The organism is Pseudomonas syringae (genome assembly GCF_001698815.1).
Lineage (GTDB): Bacteria > Pseudomonadota > Gammaproteobacteria > Pseudomonadales > Pseudomonadaceae > Aquipseudomonas > Aquipseudomonas syringae_A.
Genome location: NZ_LGSI01000043.1, coordinates 74395 through 98543, shown reverse-complemented (window position 1 = coordinate 98543; position 24149 = coordinate 74395). Strand labels below are relative to the sequence as shown.

At 57.6% G+C, this 24149-nt stretch carries 18 protein-coding genes and 2 pseudogenes; 4 read left to right on the top strand and 16 right to left on the bottom strand.

Translation table 11 applies throughout. From position 1 onward, the window contains the following. Positions 1–8: 8 nt before the first annotated feature. The 8 genes and pseudogenes from AFK24_RS13505 to AFK24_RS13470 form a co-directional block, all read right to left on the bottom strand. Entirely contained in the window at positions 9–950 is a 942-nt protein-coding gene (locus AFK24_RS13505; protein ID WP_065833677.1) for a FecR domain-containing protein, read from the bottom strand. Continuing rightward, positions 947–1411 carry a sigma factor-like helix-turn-helix DNA-binding protein gene (locus tag AFK24_RS13500; RefSeq protein ID WP_240500383.1) on the bottom strand — a complete coding sequence of 155 codons (465 nt, stop codon included), beginning with the start codon at positions 1409–1411 and terminating at the stop codon, positions 947–949. The genes AFK24_RS13505 and AFK24_RS13500 overlap by 4 nt, the downstream gene beginning before the upstream one ends. Before the next feature lie 383 nt (positions 1412–1794). Then, positions 1795–2183 (bottom strand): annotated as a pseudogene (locus AFK24_RS13495) (transposase); the annotation flags it as partial. A gap of 314 nt (positions 2184–2497) precedes the next feature. Then, entirely contained in the window at positions 2498–5620 is a 3123-nt protein-coding gene (locus tag AFK24_RS13490) for a type I restriction endonuclease subunit R (RefSeq protein ID WP_065833675.1), read from the bottom strand. After that, positions 5617–6669 (bottom strand): annotated as a pseudogene (locus AFK24_RS13485) (PDDEXK nuclease domain-containing protein). The gene AFK24_RS13490 and the pseudogene AFK24_RS13485 overlap by 4 nt, the downstream one beginning before the upstream one ends. Continuing rightward, positions 6666–7604, bottom strand: a complete 939-nt coding sequence (locus tag AFK24_RS13480) for a COG2958 family protein (RefSeq protein ID WP_065833674.1) — start codon at positions 7602–7604, stop codon at positions 6666–6668. Before AFK24_RS13480 ends, AFK24_RS13485 begins: the two are co-directional and overlap by 4 nt. Before the next feature lies 1 nt (position 7605). Next, complete coding sequence (locus AFK24_RS29935) at positions 7606–8934, bottom strand: restriction endonuclease subunit S (RefSeq protein ID WP_080482147.1); 1329 nt, start codon at positions 8932–8934, stop codon at positions 7606–7608. After that, positions 8924–10657 carry a type I restriction-modification system subunit M gene (locus AFK24_RS13470; RefSeq protein ID WP_065833673.1) on the bottom strand — a complete coding sequence of 578 codons (1734 nt, stop codon included), beginning with the start codon at positions 10655–10657 and terminating at the stop codon, positions 8924–8926. Before AFK24_RS13470 ends, AFK24_RS29935 begins: the two co-directional genes overlap by 11 nt. A gap of 475 nt (positions 10658–11132) precedes the next feature. Here AFK24_RS13470 and AFK24_RS13465 point away from each other — a divergent pair, with 475 nt between their 5' ends. The 4 genes from AFK24_RS13465 to dxs all read left to right on the top strand — a co-directional run bounded on the left by AFK24_RS13465 (position 11133) and on the right by dxs (position 18153). Beyond that, entirely contained in the window at positions 11133–14672 is a 3540-nt protein-coding gene (locus tag AFK24_RS13465) for an AAA domain-containing protein (protein ID WP_065833672.1), read from the top strand. A 299-nt stretch (positions 14673–14971) separates the two neighbouring features. Next, a complete protein-coding gene (locus tag AFK24_RS13460) occupies positions 14972–15214 on the top strand; it encodes an exodeoxyribonuclease VII small subunit (protein ID WP_020289635.1) in 243 nt (80 codons plus the stop codon). Beyond that, positions 15211–16098: a polyprenyl synthetase family protein gene (locus tag AFK24_RS13455; RefSeq protein ID WP_065833671.1), complete on the top strand. Its 888-nt coding sequence runs from the start codon at positions 15211–15213 to the stop codon at positions 16096–16098. Before AFK24_RS13460 ends, AFK24_RS13455 begins: the two co-directional genes overlap by 4 nt. A 159-nt stretch (positions 16099–16257) precedes the next feature. Next, a complete protein-coding gene (dxs, locus tag AFK24_RS13450; protein WP_065833670.1) occupies positions 16258–18153 on the top strand; it encodes a 1-deoxy-D-xylulose-5-phosphate synthase in 1896 nt (631 codons plus the stop codon). A 121-nt stretch (positions 18154–18274) separates the two neighbouring features. Here the strand turns inward: dxs and AFK24_RS13445 are convergent, their stop codons facing one another. The 8 genes from AFK24_RS13445 to AFK24_RS13410 form a co-directional block, all read right to left on the bottom strand. Continuing rightward, positions 18275–18694: an MFS transporter gene (locus AFK24_RS13445; RefSeq protein ID WP_065833669.1), complete on the bottom strand. Its 420-nt coding sequence runs from the start codon at positions 18692–18694 to the stop codon at positions 18275–18277. Next, positions 18691–19308 (bottom strand): GTP cyclohydrolase II, encoded by a 618-nt coding sequence (gene ribA / locus AFK24_RS13440; RefSeq protein ID WP_020289639.1) that lies wholly within the window; start codon positions 19306–19308, stop codon positions 18691–18693. Before ribA ends, AFK24_RS13445 begins: the two co-directional genes overlap by 4 nt. 183 nt (positions 19309–19491) lie before the next feature. Further along, positions 19492–20001 (bottom strand): phosphatidylglycerophosphatase A family protein, encoded by a 510-nt coding sequence (locus tag AFK24_RS13435; RefSeq protein ID WP_020289640.1) that lies wholly within the window; start codon positions 19999–20001, stop codon positions 19492–19494. Further along, complete coding sequence (thiL, locus tag AFK24_RS13430) at positions 19998–20963, bottom strand: thiamine-phosphate kinase (RefSeq protein ID WP_065833749.1); 966 nt, start codon at positions 20961–20963, stop codon at positions 19998–20000. Before thiL ends, AFK24_RS13435 begins: the two co-directional genes overlap by 4 nt. A gap of 302 nt (positions 20964–21265) precedes the next feature. Then, entirely contained in the window at positions 21266–21763 is a 498-nt protein-coding gene (gene nusB, locus AFK24_RS13425) for a transcription antitermination factor NusB (protein ID WP_065833668.1), read from the bottom strand. Next, positions 21760–22236 (bottom strand): 6,7-dimethyl-8-ribityllumazine synthase, encoded by a 477-nt coding sequence (gene ribH, locus AFK24_RS13420; RefSeq protein ID WP_020289643.1) that lies wholly within the window; start codon positions 22234–22236, stop codon positions 21760–21762. Before ribH ends, nusB begins: the two co-directional genes overlap by 4 nt. A gap of 133 nt (positions 22237–22369) precedes the next feature. Next, positions 22370–23461, bottom strand: coding sequence for a bifunctional 3,4-dihydroxy-2-butanone-4-phosphate synthase/GTP cyclohydrolase II (gene ribBA, locus AFK24_RS13415; protein WP_065833667.1), 1092 nt, complete (start codon positions 23459–23461; stop codon positions 22370–22372). A gap of 16 nt (positions 23462–23477) precedes the next feature. After that, positions 23478–24149 carry a riboflavin synthase gene (locus tag AFK24_RS13410; protein ID WP_065833666.1) on the bottom strand — a complete coding sequence of 224 codons (672 nt, stop codon included), beginning with the start codon at positions 24147–24149 and terminating at the stop codon, positions 23478–23480.

The window sequence follows — 24149 nt, the reverse complement described above, 5'->3', positions numbered from 1 at the left end:
AAAAAAATTCAGACACGCTCGATTCGCGTCCACACGCCCAGCCAGGTATCGATGCGCAACGGCAGTACATCCTTGAGCGCAGCCAGCGCGCCGCGCGTGTCATCCAGGGTGAACACCCCGGATATCCGCAACGCCGCCGCCGCTGCCGAAACGTGCAGCAGCCCCTGGTGGTAAGGCGCAAGGTGCTCGATCACTTGGCCCAGTGACTGGTCATGCACTTCGAGCAGCCCTCTGGTCCAACTGCGCTCGTCAACATACTGCGAAGGGAGTTCCTGCCAGCGGTTGCCATTGAATGCCAGGCCCTGGCCGGCGGCGATGTGCTGACTGTGATGGGGCGTGCGCAACTGCAAGGAACCTTCCAGCGCCCACACTTGGGGCTGACTGGCGTGCATCGCCAGCAGGCACCGTCCACTGTCGAGCCAGGCCTCGCCCCACGGGCACGCCATCACGAACGGCCGCGCCGGATCGCTGCGCACCTGGGCCTGCACCGCGCCGCGCAATAGTTGGACGTGACGCTGCCGAGGGTCGAAATACAGATCGACGGAACTCTGCGCATTGAGTTGCAAGGTCGAGCCGTCATCAAGGGTGAACGTACGGCGTTGGGCGGTCGACGTGCGCAGGTCGGCGCGCAAACGTGCGTGCAGCGGTCCACCCGGCATGGTCAACAACTGCCCGCCGACAGCCAGGGCACCCAGGCCGAGAGCGCCACGCAGCATGCGTCGACGACTGTACCCGGCGTCGCACAGCGCATGGACGGCGGCATGCTGCTGCAACAACGGCGTCACGCTACGGTTCAACTGCTGCTGCAAGGTCTGCCAGGCACGCAGATGACTGGGGTCGGCGGCCAGCCACAGCATCAATTGCTGTTGGTCCTGCTCAGTGAACATGCCCGAAGCACGCCGCGCATACCACTCAATCGCCTGTGCCGCCGCCGCGGACACCGTCGTCACGGCACGCCCCGATAACACGCCGTCAGTCCCTGCACAACATACTGATGTACCCGCGTCACCGACACCCCCAGCTCCTCGGCGATGCCCGCGTAAGTCAGGCCATCGATCTGGCTATATAGAAAAGCCGCGCGGGCCTTGGACGACAAGCCATCCAGCAACTGATCGACCGCCATCAATGCCTCCATCACCACCCAGTGTTCCTCGGGCGAAGGCGCGGTCGGCTCGGACAAGGAGGCGAGGGCGTCGAGATAGGCACGTTCGACATCATTGCGCCGCCAGCGAGCGAACATCAGCCGCTTGCCAATGAGGCTCAACAACGCCCGGGGCTCTCGAATGGCATGGGGATCCGGCAGCGCCACAATCTGAGCGAAGGTTTCGGCGGCCATATCGGCGGCATCCTCGCGGCAGTGCAGGCGCAGGCGCAGACGTTCGAGCAGCCAGCTGTGGTGCTCGCCGAACAAGCGATGGAGCGCCTGCTGGCGGGGATCTTGGTTTGCCGGGTGAGTAGGAAACACAGCGGATGGTGTCCGTGCTAATGAAAACTATTCGCAATGGTGGTGTGATTGGAGCCTGATTGCAAGAGTGGGCCGGGATTGTCGGTGGAGGAGCGACTAATAATCGATGTTCGGCCTAGGGTCGAGAGTATGTAAAAACTCGCGGGTGCACTGTCGGCGCATGGCGCCAACCGTTACTGGCGGTGTCGCCGGGAGCGTGTTCTGAAGCAACGTAGCTCCGGAAGGGGCGATGGAATACCTCTGGGGCTTAAGTGTTCTCGGTTACTGCATGGAGAACCGAAAGAAACCAGCTGATCAGGAACTGTCAGATCTTTTGTGTGCGGGCCGGGTACAGAGCTGATGAAATCAGGAGAAACGTCTGCTCCGTACTGCTCGGAAAGAAACGCGCGGATTTCTCCTGACAGTCATGCCACGGGCATACATGGCGATGTATCTTGTCATCGAAACCTGTGTAACGTCGCTCGTGCCTGGTAATCAGAATGGGTGAAAAACTGCCATCCCGGTCGCGGGGGATATCCAGTCGCAGCGTGCCATCGCCGGTTAAAACCGTCTTGCCAGTTTTGCCATTGCGCTGATTGGTTTCATCCTCTGGGCGCTGCGCGCCCGGTGGATAGCCCAGGTGATGGCCGAGTTCGGCAGCGAACCGTTCAAGCAGCTCTTTCGGGATTTTCGGCAGTTCTCGGAGCGCTTGGCGCGCGGATTTCTTTTTGGTTGGCATACATGCACCTGTTGCTCATGTTTTGCCCGAACACAAAATCTCTGCCCCCCACTATTCGGGTTCAGCCTCACGAAAAAGCCGTAGGCTGAACCACAAAAAAAGCCGGTCAAATGCCGTGCAAAAACCACAAAAAAGTGGGGGGACAAATGAGGGATCAGAGCGCCTCTAAAAATATCTAACTTGTTGTTTTTTCAAACTTATAGATCAATAAAAAGCTAACCACAAGCCGGCTTTTTAATGTCTGTAGGAAAGCCCCCTGCCGATACTTCACTGGTATGCGCCCGCTCAAAAGGGAGCGACCATTTCCGGTCGATCTATAACCAAGCCTCACACAACTTTTCTGCCTGGTTGAGAATCAACTGAGCGGCATCTTCAGCTTGATCCGGTGGGTATTTGTACTTGCGCAAAATCCGCCGCACCAGGATACGCAGTCTGGCTCGCACGCTTTCACGGCTGCTCCAGTCAACACTGACATTAGCCCGTAAGCTGGCAGTCAGTTCATGAGCAATCTTGGCCAGTATCTCGTCGCCAAGCTCGCGTACTGATGCTTGGTTGTTGGCCAAAGCATCGTAGAACGCCAATTCATCATCATTGAGCCCCAGCTCATCACCGCGTTTGCTTGCCGCAGCGAATTTCTTGGCCATTTCGATAAGCTCTTCGATCACCTGCGCAGTTTCGATGGAGCGGTTTTGATAGCGTTTGATTACATTTGCCAGTAGCTCAGAGAATTTCTTCTCCTGAGCAAGGTTGGTGCTGTAGCGGCTTTTGATCTCGCCTTCCAGCAAACGCTCCAGCAGCTCCACCGCCAGATTTCTCTCCGGAAGATTACGCACTTCGGCCAGGAACGAATCGTCGAGCAGGCCGATGTTCGGTTTTTCCAAACCCACCGCCTCGAAAATATCCACTACATCACCCGAGACCACGGCATTACCGATGATCTGGCGAATGGCCAATTCGCGCTCTTCATCAGTCTTTTTCTGCTGACTGACCTCACGTTTGATCAAAATCACCTTGATTGCCTGGAAGAACGCTACTTCCTCGCGAACCGCCTTGGCTTCATCCAAGGTACAGCACAAGGTGAAGGCCTTGCTCATGGCGAGCGCGGAGTCAGCAAAGCGCTTTTTGCCATCTTCCAGGCCCAAAACATGGTTCGCCGCCCCGGCAAGCAACTTGTGCCCGCCTTTGAGAAAGTCGCTGTAATCGAAGCCAAATAGCAGACTGCGGAGGACGTCGAGCTTCTCTTCCAGCACTGAATAAGCTTCATGGGCGTCCACGGTCGGCCGACCTTTGCCCTTGCTGCCGGTATACTCTTTCAGCGCGGCTTTTAGCTCATTTGCGATACCGATGTAGTCCACCACCAGTCCGCCTTGCTTGTCCTTGAAGACACGGTTCACTCGGGCGATGGCCTGCATCAAGTTATGGCCTTTCATGGGTTTGTCGACGTACAGGGTATGGACGCAAGGCGCATCGAATCCTGTTAACCACATGTCACGCACGATCACGAGTTTGAGCGGGTCAAGCGGATCTTTAAATCGCTTTTCCAGGCGCTTTTTGACCTGTCCGGAATAAATATGGTGTCGCAGCAAAGCCTTGTCCGACGCGCTGCCAGTCATCACGATCTTGATCGCGCCTTTCTCCGGATCTTCGTCATGCCACTCAGGACGCCGAGCGACGATCTCGTTGTACAGGTGCACACAAATTTCGCGACTCATGGCCACCACCATGGCCTTGCCAGGCATCTGGCCCATGCTGACCATGCCCTGATTCCGCTCTTCAAAGTGCCTGATGAGATCAATCGCTACACTACAGATGCGGGGCTCGGCCCCGACCACTTTTTCCAATGCGGCCCAGCGGCTCTTCAAACGGGATTGTTGGTCATCCTCTTCGTCTTCAGCCAATTCATCGACCTGATCGTCGATCGTTGGGAGCTCGCTATCCTTCAACGACAACTTGGCAAGGCGCGACTCGTAATAGATGGCAACGGTCGCCCCATCTTCGGTGGCCTGCTGCATGTCATAGACATGAATGTATTCGCCGAAGACCGAACGAGTATCTCGATCCTCGCTCGACACCGGCGTCCCCGTGAAAGCCACGAATGTAGCGTTTGGCAATGCATCACGTAAGTGTTGAGCGTAGCCGACCTCGTAACGCGTCTGACTTTCAGCCGCCGGAAGCACTGCGCTCGCCTTTAGCGATGCATTGAAACCATATTGGGTGCGATGTGCCTCGTCGGCGATAACTACGATATTTGGGCGTAAGGACAGCACTGGGAAACGATCTTCATCAACCCCGGGCATGAACTTTTGAATAGTCGCAAACACTATGCCGCCACTTGGACGATTCGCCAGCTTGGCGCGCAAGTCACCGCGAGACTCTACCTGGACAGGTTCCTCGCGAAGTAAATCCTGAGATAGCGAAAAAACTCCGAATAACTGACCATCAAGGTCGTTGCGATCCGTGATCACCACAATTGTGGGATTCTCCATCGCGGCTTCCTGCATCACCCTTGCGGCGAAACACGTCATGGTGATGCTTTTGCCCGAACCCTGGGTGTGCCAGACGACCCCGCCCTTATGAGTGCCGCCAGGGCGCGAGGCGATTACCACCTGCTGAATAGCGGCACGCACTGCATGAAATTGGTGATAGCCAGCGATCTTCTTTACCAATCGACCGTCATCCTCGTACAACACGAAGTAGCGCAGATAATCGAGCAGCATTTCTGGTGCCAAAGCACCGCGCACCAAAGTCTCAAGTTCGTTGAATTGCCCCAGCGGGTCGAGATCCTGCCCGTCGATGGTGCGCCAATTCATAAAGCGTTCGACATCGGCAGACAATGAGCCCATCCGGGCTTCGCTGCCGTCAGAAATAACCAGAATTTCGTTGTACTGGAACAGATCCGGAATCTGCTCCTTATAGGTCTGGATTTGATCAAACGCTTTGCCCAGGTCAGCCTTCACATCTGCCGGGTTTTTCAGCTCAAGCAATACCAAAGGCAGACCGTTGATGAACAGAATGATGTCCGGACGTCGGGTATGCTTCGGGCCCTGAATGCTGAACTGATTAATGGCCAGCCAGTCGTTGACTTTTACCTCGACCCAGTCGATCAGGCGCACAAAGTCGCCCCGCGTTTCGCCATCTTTTTGGTACTGCACCGGTACGCCGCTGACTAACAGACGATGGAACAGGCGATTGGCTGACAGCTGTACGGGCAAGCCCAACTCCAGCACTTGCTTGAGCGCATCCTCCCGCGCGGCCAACGGCACTTTGGGATTGAGCCTGGCCATAGCGCTGCGCAAACGCTCAACCAGAACTACCTGACGGTAATTATCACGCTCCGGGCTCTCGCCGTCATAAGCGATATCAGGCCCGTAAACATACGTATAGCCCAGCTCGCCCAGCCAGCCGAGGGTTTCCTGTTCCAACTGGTCTTCAGTCATTCCGCTTCACTTCCTGTGTCCAGTTCGCCGGCCAACTCCGCCTCAATCTCGGTGATGCTCGGTAGGTTTCGGCCCAAGGTTTCGGGTAGATCACGCAGCAATTGGTATTCGGCAACGCCAATGGGTTTGTCGATGCCCGAAAGCGCGTACTAGGCCACAAGCCGATTTTGCTCTTTGCACAACAGCAGTCCAATAGTGGGTTTGTCGTCTTCCGCCTTGATCTGTGCATCTACCGCAGCCAGATAAAAATTCAGCTGACCAGCGTGTTCGGGCTTGAAGGCTGTGGCCTTGAGTTCCACGACAACGTAGCACTTAAGCCGCGTGTGATAAAACAGAAGATCTATGAAGAACTCGTCGCCAACAACGTCAAGGCGAAACTGTCGGCCAACGAAGGCAAAACCCGCACCAAGCTCCAACAGGAAACGGGTGACATGACGAATCAACCCATCTTCGATATCCCGTTCATGGGCGTCATCACCCAGACCGAGAAAATCGAACAAGTAAGGATCTTTCAGGGTTTCCTGGGCTAAAGCTGACTCTGCGGCCGGCAGGCGGGCGCCGAAGTTGGTGACCGCCGAGCCTTGGCGCTGCCGCAAGCGGTTCTTGATGTTCTGCTCCAGCGTACTGCGTGACCAGCCATGCAGGACGGTTTGTTGCGCATACCACTCACGCTCGGCAGCGCTGTCCACTTTGGTTAGCAGGGTAACTACATGGAACCACGGCAACTGGGCAGCAGGCTGCTGCCCAATTAGACCTTCAGGATAATGCTGCGCAAAAAAAGCCATGTACTTGAGGTTGCGGCTGGAAAAACCACGGATATCGGGAAAAGCGTCGGAAAGGTCCCGCGCCAGGCGCTCAATCACTTTCGCGCCCCAAGCGTTGACCTGCTGACGTTGCCTGACTTCCACCCCGATCCGGTGATACAACTGCACCAACTCGGCATTGACGGCTAAAGCAGCACGTTGCCGGGTTTGAGCAATATCGCCTTTCAGTTGGGTCAGCCAGTCGGCGTAACCCTCGGGCAATGCGGAAATCGTCTCCTTGTTCACTCGCTAGCCTCCCACTCCTTGGTCGACACTTCACCTGTCTGGTGAAAACGACGTATACGGCCGATAAACTCGGCGAAGTCGCTATTCTCTTCAGTCAGTCGGTTGCACATATCCCAGTCGATTTCGCTGCGTTCGCGAGCTGGGATCAGAATTTGGCTTTCCGTTGGATTCTGTACGTCGAGCTGAATGACGCCAATGCCATGGGCCGAGGCGAGCATACGTAGCTCTTTGAGCGTGCCGTCACCCTCTACGGTACCCGCCACCAGATAGCCGAAATGCGCCCAAGATGAGTTGGATACTGCCTGAAAAAAACTCTTGCGAGCATTAGAACGATTGAGCAGCAGTTTGACCTCGAAGGACCATAGCCGGGCACGACGTTCGCCTAGTACACGAACGCAGTCACGCAGCCCTAGCGTCCAATCGGCAGTCATATCTTCCAGGCCTACCAAATCGGGGTGCAGCCATTCGTTGCCACCGCTGCCAGCACGGTTAGACGAACGCTTTTCGTTGATCCGCATGGCATATACACGTTGATCATCCGTCAGCAAGTATTCGGCCAACAATGGATAAAGCGCGTGCTCACGTAATGGCGTGGGCTCAGGTGGTTCTGACGGAATTAGGGCTACCCCTTCAGCCGCCGCAACCTCAGCGTTGGCGTCCATGTCTGACCAGTGATAGTGACGTGGTCGGCCTTCGGTTGTTTTCAGTTGGGGATGCATCTGCTGCCAACGTGGACGGGAACCAGATATCTCCGCTACCAGCTGCTGCACTAGGTCATTGTCAGTCTGGATGTAGCTGGCACTGCCTGCTTTCTTGGCTGCGCATTCTGTAGGGAACTGCCCGAAAATCCATTGAGCCAGTTCGCGGGCGGTTTGCTGGGTTTCGGGCTGGCTTTGCAGACGCTCGATGACGCGTTGTCGGAGGTTCAGAGCCATATCAGATGGCCTCCGACAGGGCATTTTCGATATTAATTTCCGCATCTGCTAGCCGTAACTGGCCAGAAATTAGGCGCGGTAATAGGGTGTCGCGTAGTTTGGTAAGGGTTTGTGCTTGGCATTCGTTTCCGATTAAGCGTTCGAAGAGAGGATCTGCAACGTTCGCAAAAGCGGCCAATATACTCGCTGATGGCACCAACGCCGGAATTGGCCGAAAGGCCTTTTTGCTAATCTCCATAAAGGTCGAGCCATTGGCGCGAGCTTTGATCCCTTCCATGTTTTGTCGGCACCAGATCAACATGTACAGCGGTGACAACTCGCCGCCGGGTGGAATAGCAATATAGCCTTGGTTCACAGCAATAGACATCTGTGCTATTGCCAAATAGCCAATCGGTGCACGAGAAGATAATAACAAAGTACCCGCTGGCAATAATCCAGAGCTGACCTTTGCCAGTCCTAGAGTAGAGAGCTTGCGTTCAGTATTGAGCAAGACTGGCGATTGTTGCCCAGACAAATCTTTTGGTGTTGTCCAGGGATGCTCGGCAGGTTCCCAATAGCTTGGATCTTTGGTATTAGGTGTCCCACCGCCAATGCACTCGACAGCATCGCCAATCGGCTTAACAAGCCACCCCCTCGGCACAACCCCCAGTTCAGACTCTTCGAAACTGTCAGGGAACAATGCCGCAGTGGAGGCATCAATACCCTCGGGCTCAAAACCCTCGGCTTTAGTACGCACCGGGTCGAAATCGACAAACCAAGATTTGAAAAGCGCTTGGACGATAGATTCCAAAGTGTCGTTGGTTTCGCGTAGCAAGGTGATGCGATCGTCTATTGCCCCCAAGATGCTTGCGATCTCAGCCTGTTGATCCAACGGCGGAATGGTGAACTCAAAATTAGGAATATCCCGACAGCGCAAACTGTCGAATACAGCCCCCACGTTGATGTACTTAGATACTTGCCCCCACCATTCCGGCCCCTTGAGTAACCAGCGCAGGAAAATAGGGGCAACCCGGTCCCCACTGGCTCGGAGCACTACAAGATTTTGCCCAATCGCACAATCCAGCCCAGCAGGAACATGAGCACTATCACCCGAATTGCATCGACGAACGACAATAACGTCATTAACTTGGGGCTTTAGTTTCCTTGTCCAATCGTTGTAATCCGATTGAGAAATCCTACGCACGCCATCAAGCGCGATATGACCATCCTTGAGTTGTGGTATCGCGATATATGGATAGCCCTCATTGGCCGCTGCCGGAGTTCGATGATCGCAGTCGATCAAAGTGACACCTGCATTTTTAAGCGTAAGACGGCTCCACTCAGAACTCATACCCTAGCCCTCCCAACCGCTGCCGGATAACCTTATCGAGTTCTACACCCTTGGCCATCTGCTCGCCCAACAAAGCAGTGAGGTCCTGCATCTTGTCGGTGAAGGCTATATCATTAACCGCGAACGCCTCGACCCCGACATATCTTCCTGGGGTGAGAACGTGGCCATGCTCGGCGATTTCCGACAGGGTCACGCTGCGGCAGAAGCCGGGGATGTCGGTGTATTCGGCGATCTCACCGCCAACATCCAGCGGCACCCCACGCCAATTGGCGACAGTCTGCGCAATGCGCTCAATGTCACTATCAAGCAACTCAATCTGGACCCGGCTGATATTAGTTCCGAGCTTGCGCGCATCGATAAACAACACTTCACCGGGGCGAGCGACCTTCTGTTTGGTTAAAAACCACAGGCAGGCCGGTATCTGGGTGTTGAAGAACAACTGGCCGGGCAACGCGACCATCACTTCCACCACATCGGCCTCAACCATCGCCTTGCGAATATCGCCTTCAGTGTTCTGACTGGAACTCATCGAACCGTTGGCCAAGACAATACCGGCACGGCCACTTGCCTTGAGGTGAAACAACATATGCTGCAACCACGCATAGTTGGCGTTGCCTTGCGGTGGCGTGCCGTAGACCCAGCGCGGATCGCCTTCCAAGCTGCCGTGCCACCAATCGCTAATGTTGAACGGCGGGTTGGCCAGAACAAAATCGGCCCGTAGATCGCTGTGTTGATTGCGGATAAAGGTGTCGGCTGGCTCCTTGCCAAGGTTGAAGTCGATACCGCGAATGGCCAGGTTCATCGCGGCCAGACGCCAGGTGGTCGGGTTGGACTCCTGGCCGTAGATAGACACGTCGCCAAGCTTGCCACCGTGGGCTTCAATGAATCGCTCCGACTGGACAAACATGCCACCGGAACCGCAGCAAGGATCGTAGACCTTGCCATGGTGGGGATTGAGGACTGCGACCAGCGTTTTGACGATACTTGCCGGGGTATAGAACTGTCCGCCCTTCTTGCCTTCGGCGCTGGCGAACTGACCCAGGAAGTATTCGTAGACTTGACCGAGCAGGTCGCGGGCCTGATTAGCGTCACCACCAAAACCAATGACTGAAATCAGATCGACCAGCTCGCCCAACTTGCCGTCCGGCAATTGAGCGCGAGCATAGCGCTTGTCGAGGATGTTCTTCAGGGAAGAGTTTTCTGCCTCGATTGCGGACAAGGCCTCGTCGATACGCTTGCCGATGTCCACCTGTTTGGCGTTGGCCCTGATCGATTCCCAGCGCGCCACTTCAGGCACCCAGAATACGTTCACTTCTTTGTAGTAATCGCGCTCTTCCAGCTCGGCGGCTAGCAGATCGGCGTCATCGCTTCCCAGATAGTAATCGTCGGCGGTATTGGTGAACTTAAGCTCCAGCTCCGCGCGGCGGCCAGCGAAGCTGTCGGAAATATACTTGAGGAAGATAAGGCCAAGGACGATGTGCTTGTATTCAGCAGCATCCATGTTGGCGCGCATCTTGTCGGCCGTGGCCCAAAGCGTTTTCTGCAGATCCTGCAAAGTATTGCTGGTAGTGGCGGTTGCAGTTTTACGGCCTGTTTTTTTCTTTACCGGTTCAGGTTCTGTGCTAACGGCGGTCTCGTTAGGCGCAAATCGGGCGCGGGCCATGTTCAGCGCATGCTCCGCCAGACTGGCGGCGTTCTGCTCGACTCCTTTTTGATCCGTCATTATTTCTTTCCTAGTCAGCGCAGATGAATTGCGCGGTGAACATGAAAACCCGGCGCAGCGAACCGGGCAAATATGGGCCGCATGATAACTGGTGGATGATTTTTCGTCTGGCTTCGTCGAAGAAGGTGCAGTTGGCCACACCCGTCTCTCCCCCTATGCCATCATTTTCCGGTCTGCTAATGTTCCTGGCCTAATGGATCCAACTTTTCAAGGAGTAGAAAGTGTTCATGTCCCTTATGGATGAAGCCCCTCACCTCTCCAGCGCCAGATCGCTGGGTGCTCAGGCAGTGTCTATCGAAGGCGGTTTTATCGAATGCTCTGACTCCACCTCGGCAGCCCTGCCCCTAAAAGCTGAGCCCGTGAATTGACGTAATTCCCCTCCATAGTCGGCCTTGCAAACTGTCGCATCGGCCCATTCCCGCTATTGTCTGGATGCTACACGGTGCCAGACGCACGACATCAGTGAGCACGGAAGATGAACGATAACGCTCTTGCATTCGCCAAATACTGGCGCAATTCCCTCGTCGATGCCGAACACGGCAATGGTGGCCTCAAGACCGACGGGCTTGTCGGCCATGTCCATCTTCCACAGGAAATCCTGAACACTGGTTATCTGGGAATCGAGACGGTCACGGCGCTGTTCAAGAATGAACCAGAGCATAGCCACGTCGTTGAGATCACGATTCGGCCCTGGGTTTTCAATGCGCGCCTGGAACATGGTCGGCTACGTCACGGCATGCATGCCGTGATTACCCCCTTGCTCGCACAGGTGCGGGTGAACCGTCATGGGCAGCTGTTCCCAACCGCAAATACGCTGATACCTCGCGACATTCTCGAGCCTTTGGAGTCGGGCAGTTTTGCCTTGGCTGATGTGGCGGATGTCGATCGTTTTCTGGCGGTCAACACGGTACCGGCAGCCTCACCGTCAGCAGACGGTGAGGCTGTAGATGGCGAAAGCTACGCCGGGCAATGGGCGGCCTACCTTGGGTTTTGTGAGCGTTTCGTTGATGACGTCAGCTCAGGCTGGCTTCAGGGGGATAACGGTTACGAACGATCCAATGAATGGTGCTTGTTCAAGGAGGAGAAGGTATCCGGTGCCAGCCAGCACATTGTGCGTTTGTACGATCACATGCGTGATACCAGTCCCAAGAGCCCGCTTTTTGAGCGTTACGCCAGCCAGACTACGGTGCCGCCGGAGCCCTGCCTGCCGGCAAGTGCAGGATTCTCAGCCCGACTGGGGCACGCCAGTGATGAATACGCGCTGGCAGGTGAGCAACGTGACGCTCTGGCCCATTTCCTGGCAAGTGATGACGGCGACATTCTGGCTGTCAATGGACCGCCCGGAACCGGCAAGACGACGCTGCTGCTGTCAGTGGTCGCCTCGTTGTGGGCCAGAGCGGCGTTGGCGGGCACCGAACCCCCGGTGATTGTTGCCAGTTCCACCAATAATCAGGCAGTAACCAACATTCTCGACGCCTTTGGATCGGACTTCGCCGCGGGCAACGGAACGCTTGCAGGGCGCTGGCTACCGAAAATCGATAGCTTCGGGGCATATTTCCCGAGCAAGTCCGCTGACCCGGAGACGGTTCGCAAGTATCAGACCCAGAGTTTCTTTGCCAACACAGAGTCGGCTGACTACTTGGCTCAAGCGCAATCGGAATGGCTGGGTAAAGCAGCGCAAGCCTTTGCAGCCAAACCGCCCCTCACGGTACAAGCTGCGGTCGACCAGCTTCGCCAAGCCTTGGCCGTCCGCTCGGATGAGCTGGTGAACATTGAGCATGCATGGCTGGCGCTGAGCGCCGCTCGCCAGGCACTTCGATCCGAATGGGGCGACGATCCAGATGCCAGCATTCAGGAGGCGCAAGTAACCTTGCAGCGACTCAAGGATAAAAATTCGCATTACAAGGCACTGGAAACTTCCTTCCGGCGATACCTCGCCGACGAATCGCTGTGGTACGCCCTGCTCTCCTGGCTCAAACCTGTCCAGGAAAAACGTTTGCTGCGTGCCCGCCTGCATCTTGAACAGAGTCACACCGCCTCGAATACTGAAAAGCTGCTACTGAACGAATCGCAATTGACTGAGCTGTCATTGCTCAAAAGTGTGCGCCAGATCGGCGAGACACTCTCGGTCTGGAGTAACGCTGCAGCCAGCGAAGTCAGTGCGCAGGAGCGGAAAGTCAGTAATGCACTGGCCTTGCAGGGCGCTCGGCAGCAATGTCAGGTGAACTGGCAGACAGCGTTGCGCCCACTGGAGTTATCTGCGGACGTGATCACCGAGAATATGACCCTGAGCGATTGCGATGGGTTGGCCGATACCCGAATACGTTTCCCTATCTTCTTGTTGAGCACTCATTATTGGGAAGGGCGCTGGTTGCTGGAACTGGAGCAAACATTGCCGCAAATCCTGAAAGATCAAAACAGGAATGGTCGCAAGACGTTGGAGAAACGCTGGCGGCGCTGGATGAAACTGACGCCATGTGTGGTGTCGACATTTTTCATGCTGCCCAGTCACCTCAAAGGCAGCAAACATAACGGCAGCGGCTATGACGACGACTACATGTATGAGCTTATTGATCTGCTGATTGTCGATGAAGCCGGTCAGGTATTGCCGGAGGTTGCCGGTGCTTCCTTTGCATTGAGCAAAAAAGCGTTGGTTATCGGCGACACCCTGCAAATCGAGCCGATCTGGTCTGTCCCTGCCTCAGTGGACATCGGTAACCTGTTGAGCAGCCAACTGCTGCCACGTGTCGGGATCGATGAAGCTTACGAAAAACTGTGCGCCACTGGCGTTAGCGCTGCATCCGGCAGCGTCATGCGCATTGCCCAGAATGCCAGCCGTTACCACTACGACACCGATCTGGAACGCGGCATGTTCTTGTACGAACACCGACGCTGCTACAACTCGATCGTCGATTACTGCAACGCGCTCTGCTACCAAGGCAAGCTGACGCCCAAACGTGGTGAAAAACCTGATGGAGGACTCCCGGCGCTCGGTTATCTTCATGTCGATGGCATCTGTCAGCAGCACAACGGCCGCAGCAGGATGAATCGCCTGGAAGCGGAAACCATCGCGCAATGGATCGCTGCCAACCGCGAGACACTGCAGGCCCGGTACGGTCAGGAGCTGTGGAAGATCGTCGGGGTCATCACACCCTTCGGCGCACAGTCCCAGGCTATTGCCGATGCCTGTGCCGCAAAAGGCATCAAAACCGGGAAAGGTGATGGCGAACTGACGGTCGGTACCGTGCACTCTTTCCAGGGAGCGGCTCGGCCGGTGGTGATTTTTTCCGCTGTGTATTCCAAGCACGCCGATGGAGGATTCATCGACCGCCGCCAAAGCATGCTGAACGTTGCCGTGTCCCGAGCGAAAGACAGCTTCCTGCTATTCGGCGACATGGATCTATTGGGTGCGGTGCCCGCTGCCAAACCCCGAGACCTGCTGGCCGAGTATCTGCTCCGGGATCCATCCAGCGAGCTAGCTTTTGAATATCAACCACGCACGGATCTGGAGACGCCAAGATCGGTCTTCAGCCAACTGATCGATGCTGATGCGCATGATCAATTTCTACTTAGAACCTTGTCTTGCGCGACACGAGAAGTGCACATCGTCTCGCCATGGATCAAGTTGCAGCGCATCCATGATATCGGCGCGTGGGATGCCATGAGTGCAGCGGTAGAGCGTGGCGTCACCGTGCGCGTTTATACCGATCTCGATTTCAATAGCGCCGAATCGCCGTCATCGGAAAGTCAACCCAGCCGCTACGATCTGCTTATCCATGCCCTCCGGGAGCTGAGGGGGCAAAAGATCGAATCCCATGTCGTGCGTAAGGTGCACAGCAAAGTGGTCATGGCTGATGACGAACTGCTGTGTATGGGCTCGTTCAACTGGTTCAGTGCGAACCGCGGAAAATGGGCCAACTACGAGACGTCCATGGTTTATCAGGGACCGGATGTGATGGGAGAAATCGATATTCATCGGAGGAATCTGGCGGCTCGGATCGACCCATTGCATTGACCGATGGCTTCAGGCCTGCAGTAGTCCGCTCCAGACAGCAGGCTACTGCAGATCTGACTGACCGAACGCGAATGCTATAGCGTGAACAGAGAGCTGTTGATCCGAAGCCAGCCAACCAGCCAAACTCTGAATTGGGCATGTGTACGCCACATCTAGTGCTCCCATGATGCTCGCCAACCCATTCAGCAATTTCCCTTTTCTAAAGGGGCAGTTTGCGAACCGCTACCCCATCCCCATTTGCCCCAAAGCCCTCGCTCTGCTAGTGTCGCGGCGGTTTAACCTCTACCGGAATAGCGCTCATGGCCCGCAAGAAAGCTGCACTGGATTTCGAACAATCCCTCGCTGATCTGCAAACGCTGGTAGAGCGTCTGGAGAATGGCGAGTTGTCGTTGGAAGATTCGTTGACCGCGTTCGAACAGGGGATTCGCCTGACTCGCGACTGCCAGGGCGCTTTGGCGCAGGCGGAGCAGAAGGTTCAGGTGTTGCTGGAGCGCGACGGTGAGTTGGCCGAAGAGCCTTTCGATGCGGAACAACCCGAATGATTGCGAGCTATCAGGCCCAGTGCCAGCTGCGCGTCAACGCGGCGCTCGACAGTCTGTTTGTTGCGCCAGGCCCGGAGTTGGCTCGACTTTACGATGCGATGCGCTACAGCGTGATGAACGGCGGCAAGCGTGTACGGCCGTTGCTGGCGTATGCGGCCTGCGAAGCACTCGGCGGTAAGGCTGAAGACGCCAACGGCGCGGCCTGCGCAGTGGAGTTGATCCACGCGTATTCGCTGGTGCATGACGATTTGCCGGCCATGGACGATGACGATCTGCGGCGCGGCCAGCCGACCACTCATAAAGCATTTGATGAAGCCTGTGCGATTCTGGCTGGCGACGGTTTGCAGAGTCTGGCGTTTACCGCGCTGTTCGATCAGCGCCTGACACCTCAGGATGCCGAAACGCGTCTGCAAATGGTCGGTGCCCTGGCATTCGCAGCCGGTCCGGCGGGCATGGTCGGCGGTCAGGCGATTGACCTGGGCTCGGTGGGCGTCAAGCTCGATCAAACCGCGCTGGCTTTCATGCACCGGCACAAGACCGGCGCGCTGATCGAAGCCAGCGTCAAGCTGGGCGCACTGGCCAGCGGCCATGCGGATCAGCCCCGGCTCGATGCGTTACAGGCCTACGCCCGCGCCATCGGCCTGGCTTTTCAAGTGCAGGACGACATCCTCGATGTCGAAAGTGATACCGCGACCCTCGGTAAACGCCAAGGCGCGGACATTGCCCGGGACAAACCCACCTATCCCGCATTGCTCGGCCTCGATGCCGCCAAGGCTTACGCGCTGGAGCTGCGCGATCAGGCGCTGGATGCCCTGCGACCTTTCGACGCGGCCGCCCAACCCCTGCGTGAGCTGGCCCGGTACATCGTCGAGCGGCGTAACTAAAAGGCTATCAGCCTTCATAACGTGACGAACTGGCGCGCATTAGTCAGGTCACAGTCTTGAGTTTGATCTTTGTGTCTGAGCATCCGCTGTCGCACTTCATGGGCAGCATGCGATGCATCAGGTAAACTGCCGCCTCTTTTACTTATAACGATTCGCCTGATGCCCACGACGTTCAAAGAGATTCCCCGCGAGCGCCCTGCCACGCCGCTGCTCGACCGTGCTGAAACGCCGGACGGCTTGCGTCGGCTGGGTGAAGCCGAGCTGGAAGCCCTGGCCGATGAACTGCGCCTGGAGCTTCTCTATTCCGTTGGCCAGACCGGCGGGCATTTCGGTGCCGGTCTCGGTGTCATCGAGCTGACCATCGCCCTGCATTATGTTTTCGATACGCCCGATGACCGTCTGGTCTGGGATGTCGGTCATCAGGCGTATCCGCACAAGATCCTGACCGGTCGCCGCCAACGCATGGCTACGTTGCGCCAGAAAGACGGTGTTGCCGCCTTTCCGCGTCGCAGCGAGAGCGAGTACGACACGTTTGGCGTCGGCCACTCCAGCACGTCCATCAGCGCCGCATTGGGCATGGCGATTGCCGCCCGTCTCCAGGGTCGTTCCCGCAAGGCCATCGCCGTTATCGGTGATGGTGCGCTGACCGCCGGCATGGCGTTCGAAGCGTTGAACCACGCGCCTGAAGTCGCCGCCGATATGCTGGTGATCCTCAACGACAACGACATGTCGATCTCGCGCAACGTCGGCGGGCTGTCGAATTATCTGGCGAAGATTCTTTCCAGCCGCACTTACGCCAGCATGCGCGAAGGCAGCAAAAAGGTTCTGTCGCGTCTGCCCGGTGCCTGGGAAATTGCCCGGCGCACGGAAGAATACGCCAAGGGTATGTTGGTCCCCGGCACGCTGTTCGAAGAGCTGGGCTGGAACTACATCGGCCCTATCGACGGCCATGACCTGCCAACCCTGATCGCCACGCTGCGCAACATGCGTGACCTCAAAGGCCCGCAATTCCTGCACGTGGTGACCAAGAAAGGCAAAGGTTTTGCGCCTGCCGAAGCCGATCCGATTGGCTATCACGCGATCACCAAGCTTGAACCCCTGAATGCCCCGGTTGCTGCGCCGAAAAAGGTCAGCGGCCCGAAGTATTCGGGCGTGTTCGGGCAGTGGATCTGCGACATGGCGCAGGCCGATTCGCGTTTGGTCGGCATCACTCCGGCGATGAAAGAAGGCTCGGATCTGGTCGCGTTCAGCGAGCGCTTTCCTGAGCGTTACTTTGACGTCGCCATTGCCGAGCAGCATGCAGTGACGCTGGCGGCGGGTATGGCCTGCGAAGGCGCCAAGCCCGTGGTGGCGATTTATTCGACGTTTCTGCAACGCGGCTACGATCAGCTGATTCATGACGTGGCAGTGCAAAACCTCGACGTGCTGTTCGCCATCGACCGCGCTGGCCTGGTGGGCGAAGACGGTCCGACACACGCGGGCAGCTTCGACTTGTCTTATCTGCGCTGCATCCCCGGCATCCTGGTGATGACGCCGAGCGATGAGAACGAATTGCGCATGATGCTCAGCACCGGTTACCTGCATAACGGCCCCGCCGCCGTGCGCTACCCGCGCGGCTCAGGCCCGAACGCGGTGATCGATAGCGGCCTTGAGCCCATCGAGATCGGCAAAGGTGTGGTGCGTCGCAATGGCCAGGGCGTTGCGATCCTGGTGTTCGGCGTGCAACTGGCCGACGCCTTGAAAGTCGCCGAGAAAATCGACGCCACCGTGATCGACATGCGCTTCGTCAAACCCATCGACGAGGCTCTGATCCGCGACGCCGCTGCTAATCACGAGTTGCTGGTGACCATCGAGGAAAACGCCGTGATGGGTGGCGCTGGCGCTGCGGTCAGCGAATTCCTGGCGCGGGAGAACATCCTCAAATCCGTGCTGCATCTGGGCTTGCCGGACGCTTACGTCGAACACGCGAAGCCTGCGCAAATGCTGGCCGAGTGCGGGTTGGATGAAGCGGGGATTGAAGCGGCGATCAACGAGCGGCTGGTGTTGATTGGCTGAGATCCGTCACGCGGCGGCCGCTATGGGTTACGCCGCAGATGGATTTTGTAGGAGGGGACTTGTCCCCGAAGGCGTATCTCGGGCGATTAATTGATTCGGGGACAAGTCCCCTCCTACCCTTTCAACCCAACTGCCTTGGTATCCGATACAGATACAGCAACACCACACTGGAAATCGCCAGCAGCACTAACGGCACCGCTTCCAGCCCGACGAATACTGCTGCGGCAGCAATCCACGCGGGCAGTCCGGCAGCGAGAAATGCTTTGCCCCGGACAGCGGCAAGGTGACGCCAGGCGGCGGCTTCTTCGGGGGTATCCAGTGCGGCCTCGGTGGCGATCAATGCTCGTTTGTATGCACCGAACGGCTTGAGGCTGACGAACATCGACAGCAGCCCGGCGATAAACAACGGCATCGCCAACACCAGCGACATAGTGTCGTTGGAGCCGAACAGCGCGCTGGCGACCAGCAAGGGCGCCAGCGTCACTACCAGTTGCCACCACCACGCTAGCGCCAGGCGGCGCCTCAGGTTGTTGCGGATCACGCGCGATCTGCCTCGCCTTGATGTTCATTGCCCATCATGTGGCCGAGTTTGCCGGCCTTGGTGGCCAGGTACAGTTTGTTGTGCGGGTTATGCCCGGTATGCAGCGGCACGCGCTCGGCTACGGTGATGCCCATCTCGGTCAAGGCTTTGACCTTGCGCGGATTGTTGGTCATCAATCGCAGGGACTCGACACCCAGATGCTGCAGCATCGGCAGGCAAATCGCGTAATCGCGCTGGTCTGCCGCGAAACCGAGACGTTCATTGGCCTCCACGGTATCGGCACCGCCGTCCTGCAATTCGTACGCACGGATCTTGTTCAGCAGGCCAATGCCCCGGCCTTCCTGGCGCAGATACAGCAAAACACCGCGACCTTCGGAAGCGATGGCGCGCAATGCGGCCTCAAGCTGGGAGCCGCAGTCGCAACGCTGACTGAACAAGGCATCGCCGGTCAGGCATTCGGAATGCACTCGACCGAGGACTGGAGCGCCATCGGACACATCGCCGAGGCTCAAAACGAGATGTTCACGTCCCGTTGCAGACTCAAGAAAGCCATGCATGGTGAATTGCGCAAACGGAGTTGGCAGCTTGGAAGCGGCGACAAATACGACGGGCACCGGGTGCTCCTGATCAGTATGAGGACTGGAAATTCGCAAGGCGGCATTGTAACAGCAGGTTCCTGCAGACGCTTAGGCTGAATTATCAGTCATACAGATCAGGAAGTTAGATCAATGCTTTAGGAAGATTCAGGAATATGCGCCGCGCCCGACAATCGCCAGCACGCGGCGCAACTCCGGCCATCAGATGAAGTGCCAGCCCCAGACCAGGACCTGCATCGCCAACCAGGCGAATACCCCGGCCAGCACATCGTCGAGCATGATGCCCACGCCACCGTGCACATGCCGGTCTATCCAGTGAATCGGCCAAGGCTTGAGGATGTCGAAGAAGCGGAACACCAGAAAGCCCACCAACAGCCAGACCCAACCTTCGGGCACCAGCCATAACGTGATCCACATGCCGACCATTTCGTCCCAGACGATGCCTTCGTGGTCGTGGACCCCAAGGTCATCGGCGACTTTGCCGCACAGCCAGAAGCCAAACAGCATGGTGATGCCGAGCATCAGCCAGTAACCCCAGTCCGGCAGCATTTGCCAGAGCGGAATGAACGGCACGGCGACGATAGAGCCCCAGGTTCCGGGTGCTTTCGGCAACGTGCCGGAGCCGAAGCCGAACGCCAGGAAGTGCCAGGGATTGGTCCAGACCGACGGTGGAACGTGTTCTGCCGGGACCTGCTTAGGATGATCTGTCACCGTGTCTCCCGAAAATGTTGATAGCCGCGAGTCAGGACGGGAATGTCCTGCCCATTGGCGTCGATCAGCACAACGCCCTCGCCCGCTTCGACACGGCCGATGACATGTACCGGCCAGCCGGCTTCTTGCAATCCTGCCAGATGCTGCGCCGGTAACGTGAAGGCGAGCATGTAATCATCACCGCCACTGAGCGCCGCTTGTTGCGCGGCCTGTACGCCAGACAACGCCAGCAGTTGTTCGGACAGCGGCAGAAGATCCCGCTCGACCAACAAACGCACTTTGGAGGCCAGCGCGATATGTCCGCAATCGGCAAGAAGGCCGTCTGAAATATCCAACGCGGCTGTGGCTTTGCCGCGCAATGCCTGCCCGAGCGCGATTTGCGGCTGGGGCGACCAATAGCGCGCCAATAAATACTCTGCGGTAGACGCCTCAGCGTCGCGCTCGTTCAACACCAGGGCCAAAGCACCCGCTCCATCGCCGAGCGGACCACCGACACACAGCAGATCGCCCGGCTGCGCGCCGCTGCGGATCAAGGCCTGACCTGCAGGTACCCGACCGAAAACCGTCAGCGTCAGGCTTAACGGCCCCCGCGTGGTATCGCCGCCCACCAAACACAACCCACAGCCCTGCGCCATGACGTTCAAACCGCGCGCAAATGCTTGCAGCCAGTCGGCTTCGACTTCAGGCAAAGTCAGGGCAAGGGTGAACGCAACGGGTGTGGCGCCCATGGCCGCAAGGTCACTGGCGGAAACCGCAAGCGCGCGTTGGCCGAGCAGGAAAGGATCGCAAACTGCGGGGAAGTGCACCCCGGCAACCAGAGTATCAGTGGAAATCGCCAACTGCTCGCCGGGCGGCACCGTCAGCAAGGCGCAGTCGTCACCGATCCCCAAAGCGACACCTTCGCCCGTCTGCGCACAGGGCGCAGCAGCGAAAAAATTGCGGATCAGCTCGAACTCGCCCATTTCAATCTCGTCCTGCACAGCACGTTGGAGCGGCATCCATCTGTGCAGACTGTGTGAAAACTACTGCGCTCGACAATACTGCGTTAAAAACAGGCAAAAAATGCTCATTTAGAACACCTAGACTCCGCTTTTTCGCCTGTTTTTGCCTTGTCTTGTCTTCGCTCGTGACGTTTTCACACAGTCTGCGGGGGAGCGAGCTTGCTCGCGAATACGTTGGTAGATCCAGCATATTTCTGTGCCTGAAATACCGCATTCGCGAGCAAGCTCGCTCCACAGTCAGTTCCAACGGATCGATGCCAGTTCTAGCGCTTGTGCGCCTTGACTTCGACTTCACGCAAGCGCGGAGCCAGCTTGTCCAGCACGCCATTGACGAACTTGTGGCCGTCAGTGGAGCCGTAGACCTTGGCCAGTTCGATGCCTTCGTTGATCACAACGCGATACGGCACGTCGATGCGCTTGAGCAGCTCGTAGGTGGACAGGCGCAGGATCGCCAGCTCAACCGGGTCGAGCTCTTCGATGGTGATGTCCAGGCATGGCGCCAGAACCGCATCGATTTCGTCCTTGTTGGTCGGCACGCCGCGCAACAGTTCGCTGAAGTAGGCGCCATCGACGCTCTTGAAATCGTTGTCGACGCGGAACTGCGCCTCGATTTCATTCAGCGAATGACCTGCCATGTGCCACTGATACAGAGCCTGGGTAGCCATCTGGCGCGCTTCGCGACGTTTGGCACTCTTGCTCTTGGCAACTTCCGGCGACTTTTCTTCGCGAGGGTTGAACTGATCGCTCTCGTCAGAAATCACTTGGCCTCCAACTGCGCCAGCAGGCTAACCATTTCAAGGGCGGACAACGCAGCTTCTGCGCCTTTGTTGCCAGCCTTGGTGCCGGAACGCTCGATGGCTTGCTCGATGGAATCAACGGTCAGCACGCCGAAGGCGACCGGAATACCGAATTCCATGGAAACCTGAGACAGGCCTTTGACGCATTCGCCAGCCACGTATTCAAAGTGTGGAGTACCACCACGAATGACGGCGCCCAACGCAACGATGGCGGCGTATTCGCTCAGTTGAGCAACTTTCTGCACAACCAGCGGAATTTCGAAGGCACCCGGCGCGCGGATGATGGTGATGTCGCTTTCGCTCACGCCATGGCGAACCAGGGCATCAACGGCACCGCTCACCAGGCTTTCCACGACAAAGCTGTTGAAACGGCCTACCACAAGGGCATAGCGACCTTGGGGGGCGATGAAGGTACCTTCGATGGTCTTCAGGGTCATTCGGGTGAGTCTCGTCTTAAAGAGCAAGCACGCCTTGGCGGCGGACTTTGAGGGATTTTAGGCCACGAATCGTAACTGTCAGGACGAAAGCTGGACAAACCTTGCGGTCTGGCGGCAAACGCCCTGCCGGTATTTATTCGGAGGGCACGTATTCTACAACTTCCAGATCGAAACCGGATATCGCATTGAACTTCATCGGTGAACTCATCAGGCGCATTTTACGCACGCCCAGGTCCCGAAGGATCTGCGAACCGGCGCCGACCGTGCTGTAAGTGGTCGGCGATTTGATCGGCAACTGCTCGGCGGATTCGCGGATATGCGCGAGCAGAACGTCGCCATCCAGCGGGTGACCGAGCAACAGCACGACACCGCTGCCTGCCTCGGAGACCGCGGACATAGCGGCGCGCAGGCTCCAGCGGCCGGGTTGCTTGACCATCAACAGGTCGCGCAACGGGTCCATGTTGTGCACCCGCACCAACGTCGGTTCTTCCGCGCAAATCTTGCCCAGGGTCAGCGCCAGGTGCACGTCGCCTTCGACCGAATCGCGGTAGGTCACCAGATTGAACTGACCCAGTTCGCTGTCCATCGGCTGCTCGGCAATCCGCTGAACGGTACGTTCGTGGATCATCCGGTAGTGAATCAGGTCGGCAATGGTGCCGATCTTGATGCCGTGTACGGCGGCAAAGGTTTCCAGCTCGGCGCGACGGGACATGGTGCCGTCATCGTTCATCACTTCGCAGATCACGCCGCTCGCTTCGAAACCGGCCATGCGCGCCAGGTCGCAGGCGGCTTCGGTGTGACCGGCGCGGGACAGCGTGCCGCCCGCCTGGGCCATCAACGGGAAGATGTGGCCGGGGCTGACGATGTCTTCGGCCTTGGCGTCCTTGGCAGCGGCCGCTTGCACGGTGCGCGCGCGGTCGGCGGCGGAGATGCCGGTGGTTACGCCTTCGGCGGCTTCGATGGACACCGTGAACTTGGTGCCGAAACCTGAACCGTTGCGTGGTGCCATCAATGGCAGCTTGAGGGTCTCGCAGCGCTCGCGGGTCATGGGCATGCAGATCAGCCCACGGGCGTGCTTGGCCATGAAGTTGATGTGCTCGGCTTTCACACACTCGGCGGCCATGATCAGATCGCCTTCGTTCTCGCGATCTTCGTCATCCATGAGGATGACCATCTTGCCCAGACGAATGTCTTCAACCAGTTCTTCGATGCTGTTGAGCGCCACGTGGCACCCCCTTGATTCAGGATTTGAGGTAGCCATTGGCGGCCAGAAAACTTTCAGTGATGGTGCCAGCCTGCCCTTTGGAGGACTCGGCGGCCTTGTCGCCCATCAACAGACGCTCCAGATAACGCGCCAGCAGGTCCACTTCCAGATTCACCTTACGGCCCGCGCGGTAGTCGGACATGATGGTTTCGGCCAGAGTGTGCGGCACGATGGTCAGTTCGAATTCAGCGCCATCGACGGCGTTGACGGTCAGGCTGGTGCCATCGACCGTGATCGAGCCTTTATGGGAAATGTACTTGGCCAGCTCGCGTGGGGCGCGGACGCGGAATTGAATCGCCCGGGCGTTTTCTTCGCGAGACAGAATTTCGCCGACGCCATCCACGTGACCGCTGACCAGATGACCGCCCAGACGCGTCGTCGGTGTCAGGGCTTTTTCCAGATTGACGCGGCTGCCAGGCTTGAGATCGACCATGGCCGTGACGTCGAGGGTTTCGCGGCTGACGTCAGCCCAGAAACCGTCGCCCGGCAGCTCGACCGCAGTCAGGCAAACGCCATTGACCGCGATGCTGTCGCCCAGTTTGACGTCGCCCAGATCGAGCTTGCCGGTCTCCACATAAACGCGGACGTCGCCGCCTTTAGGGGTCATGGCGCGGATGCTGCCGATGGATTCGATGATGCCGGTAAACAT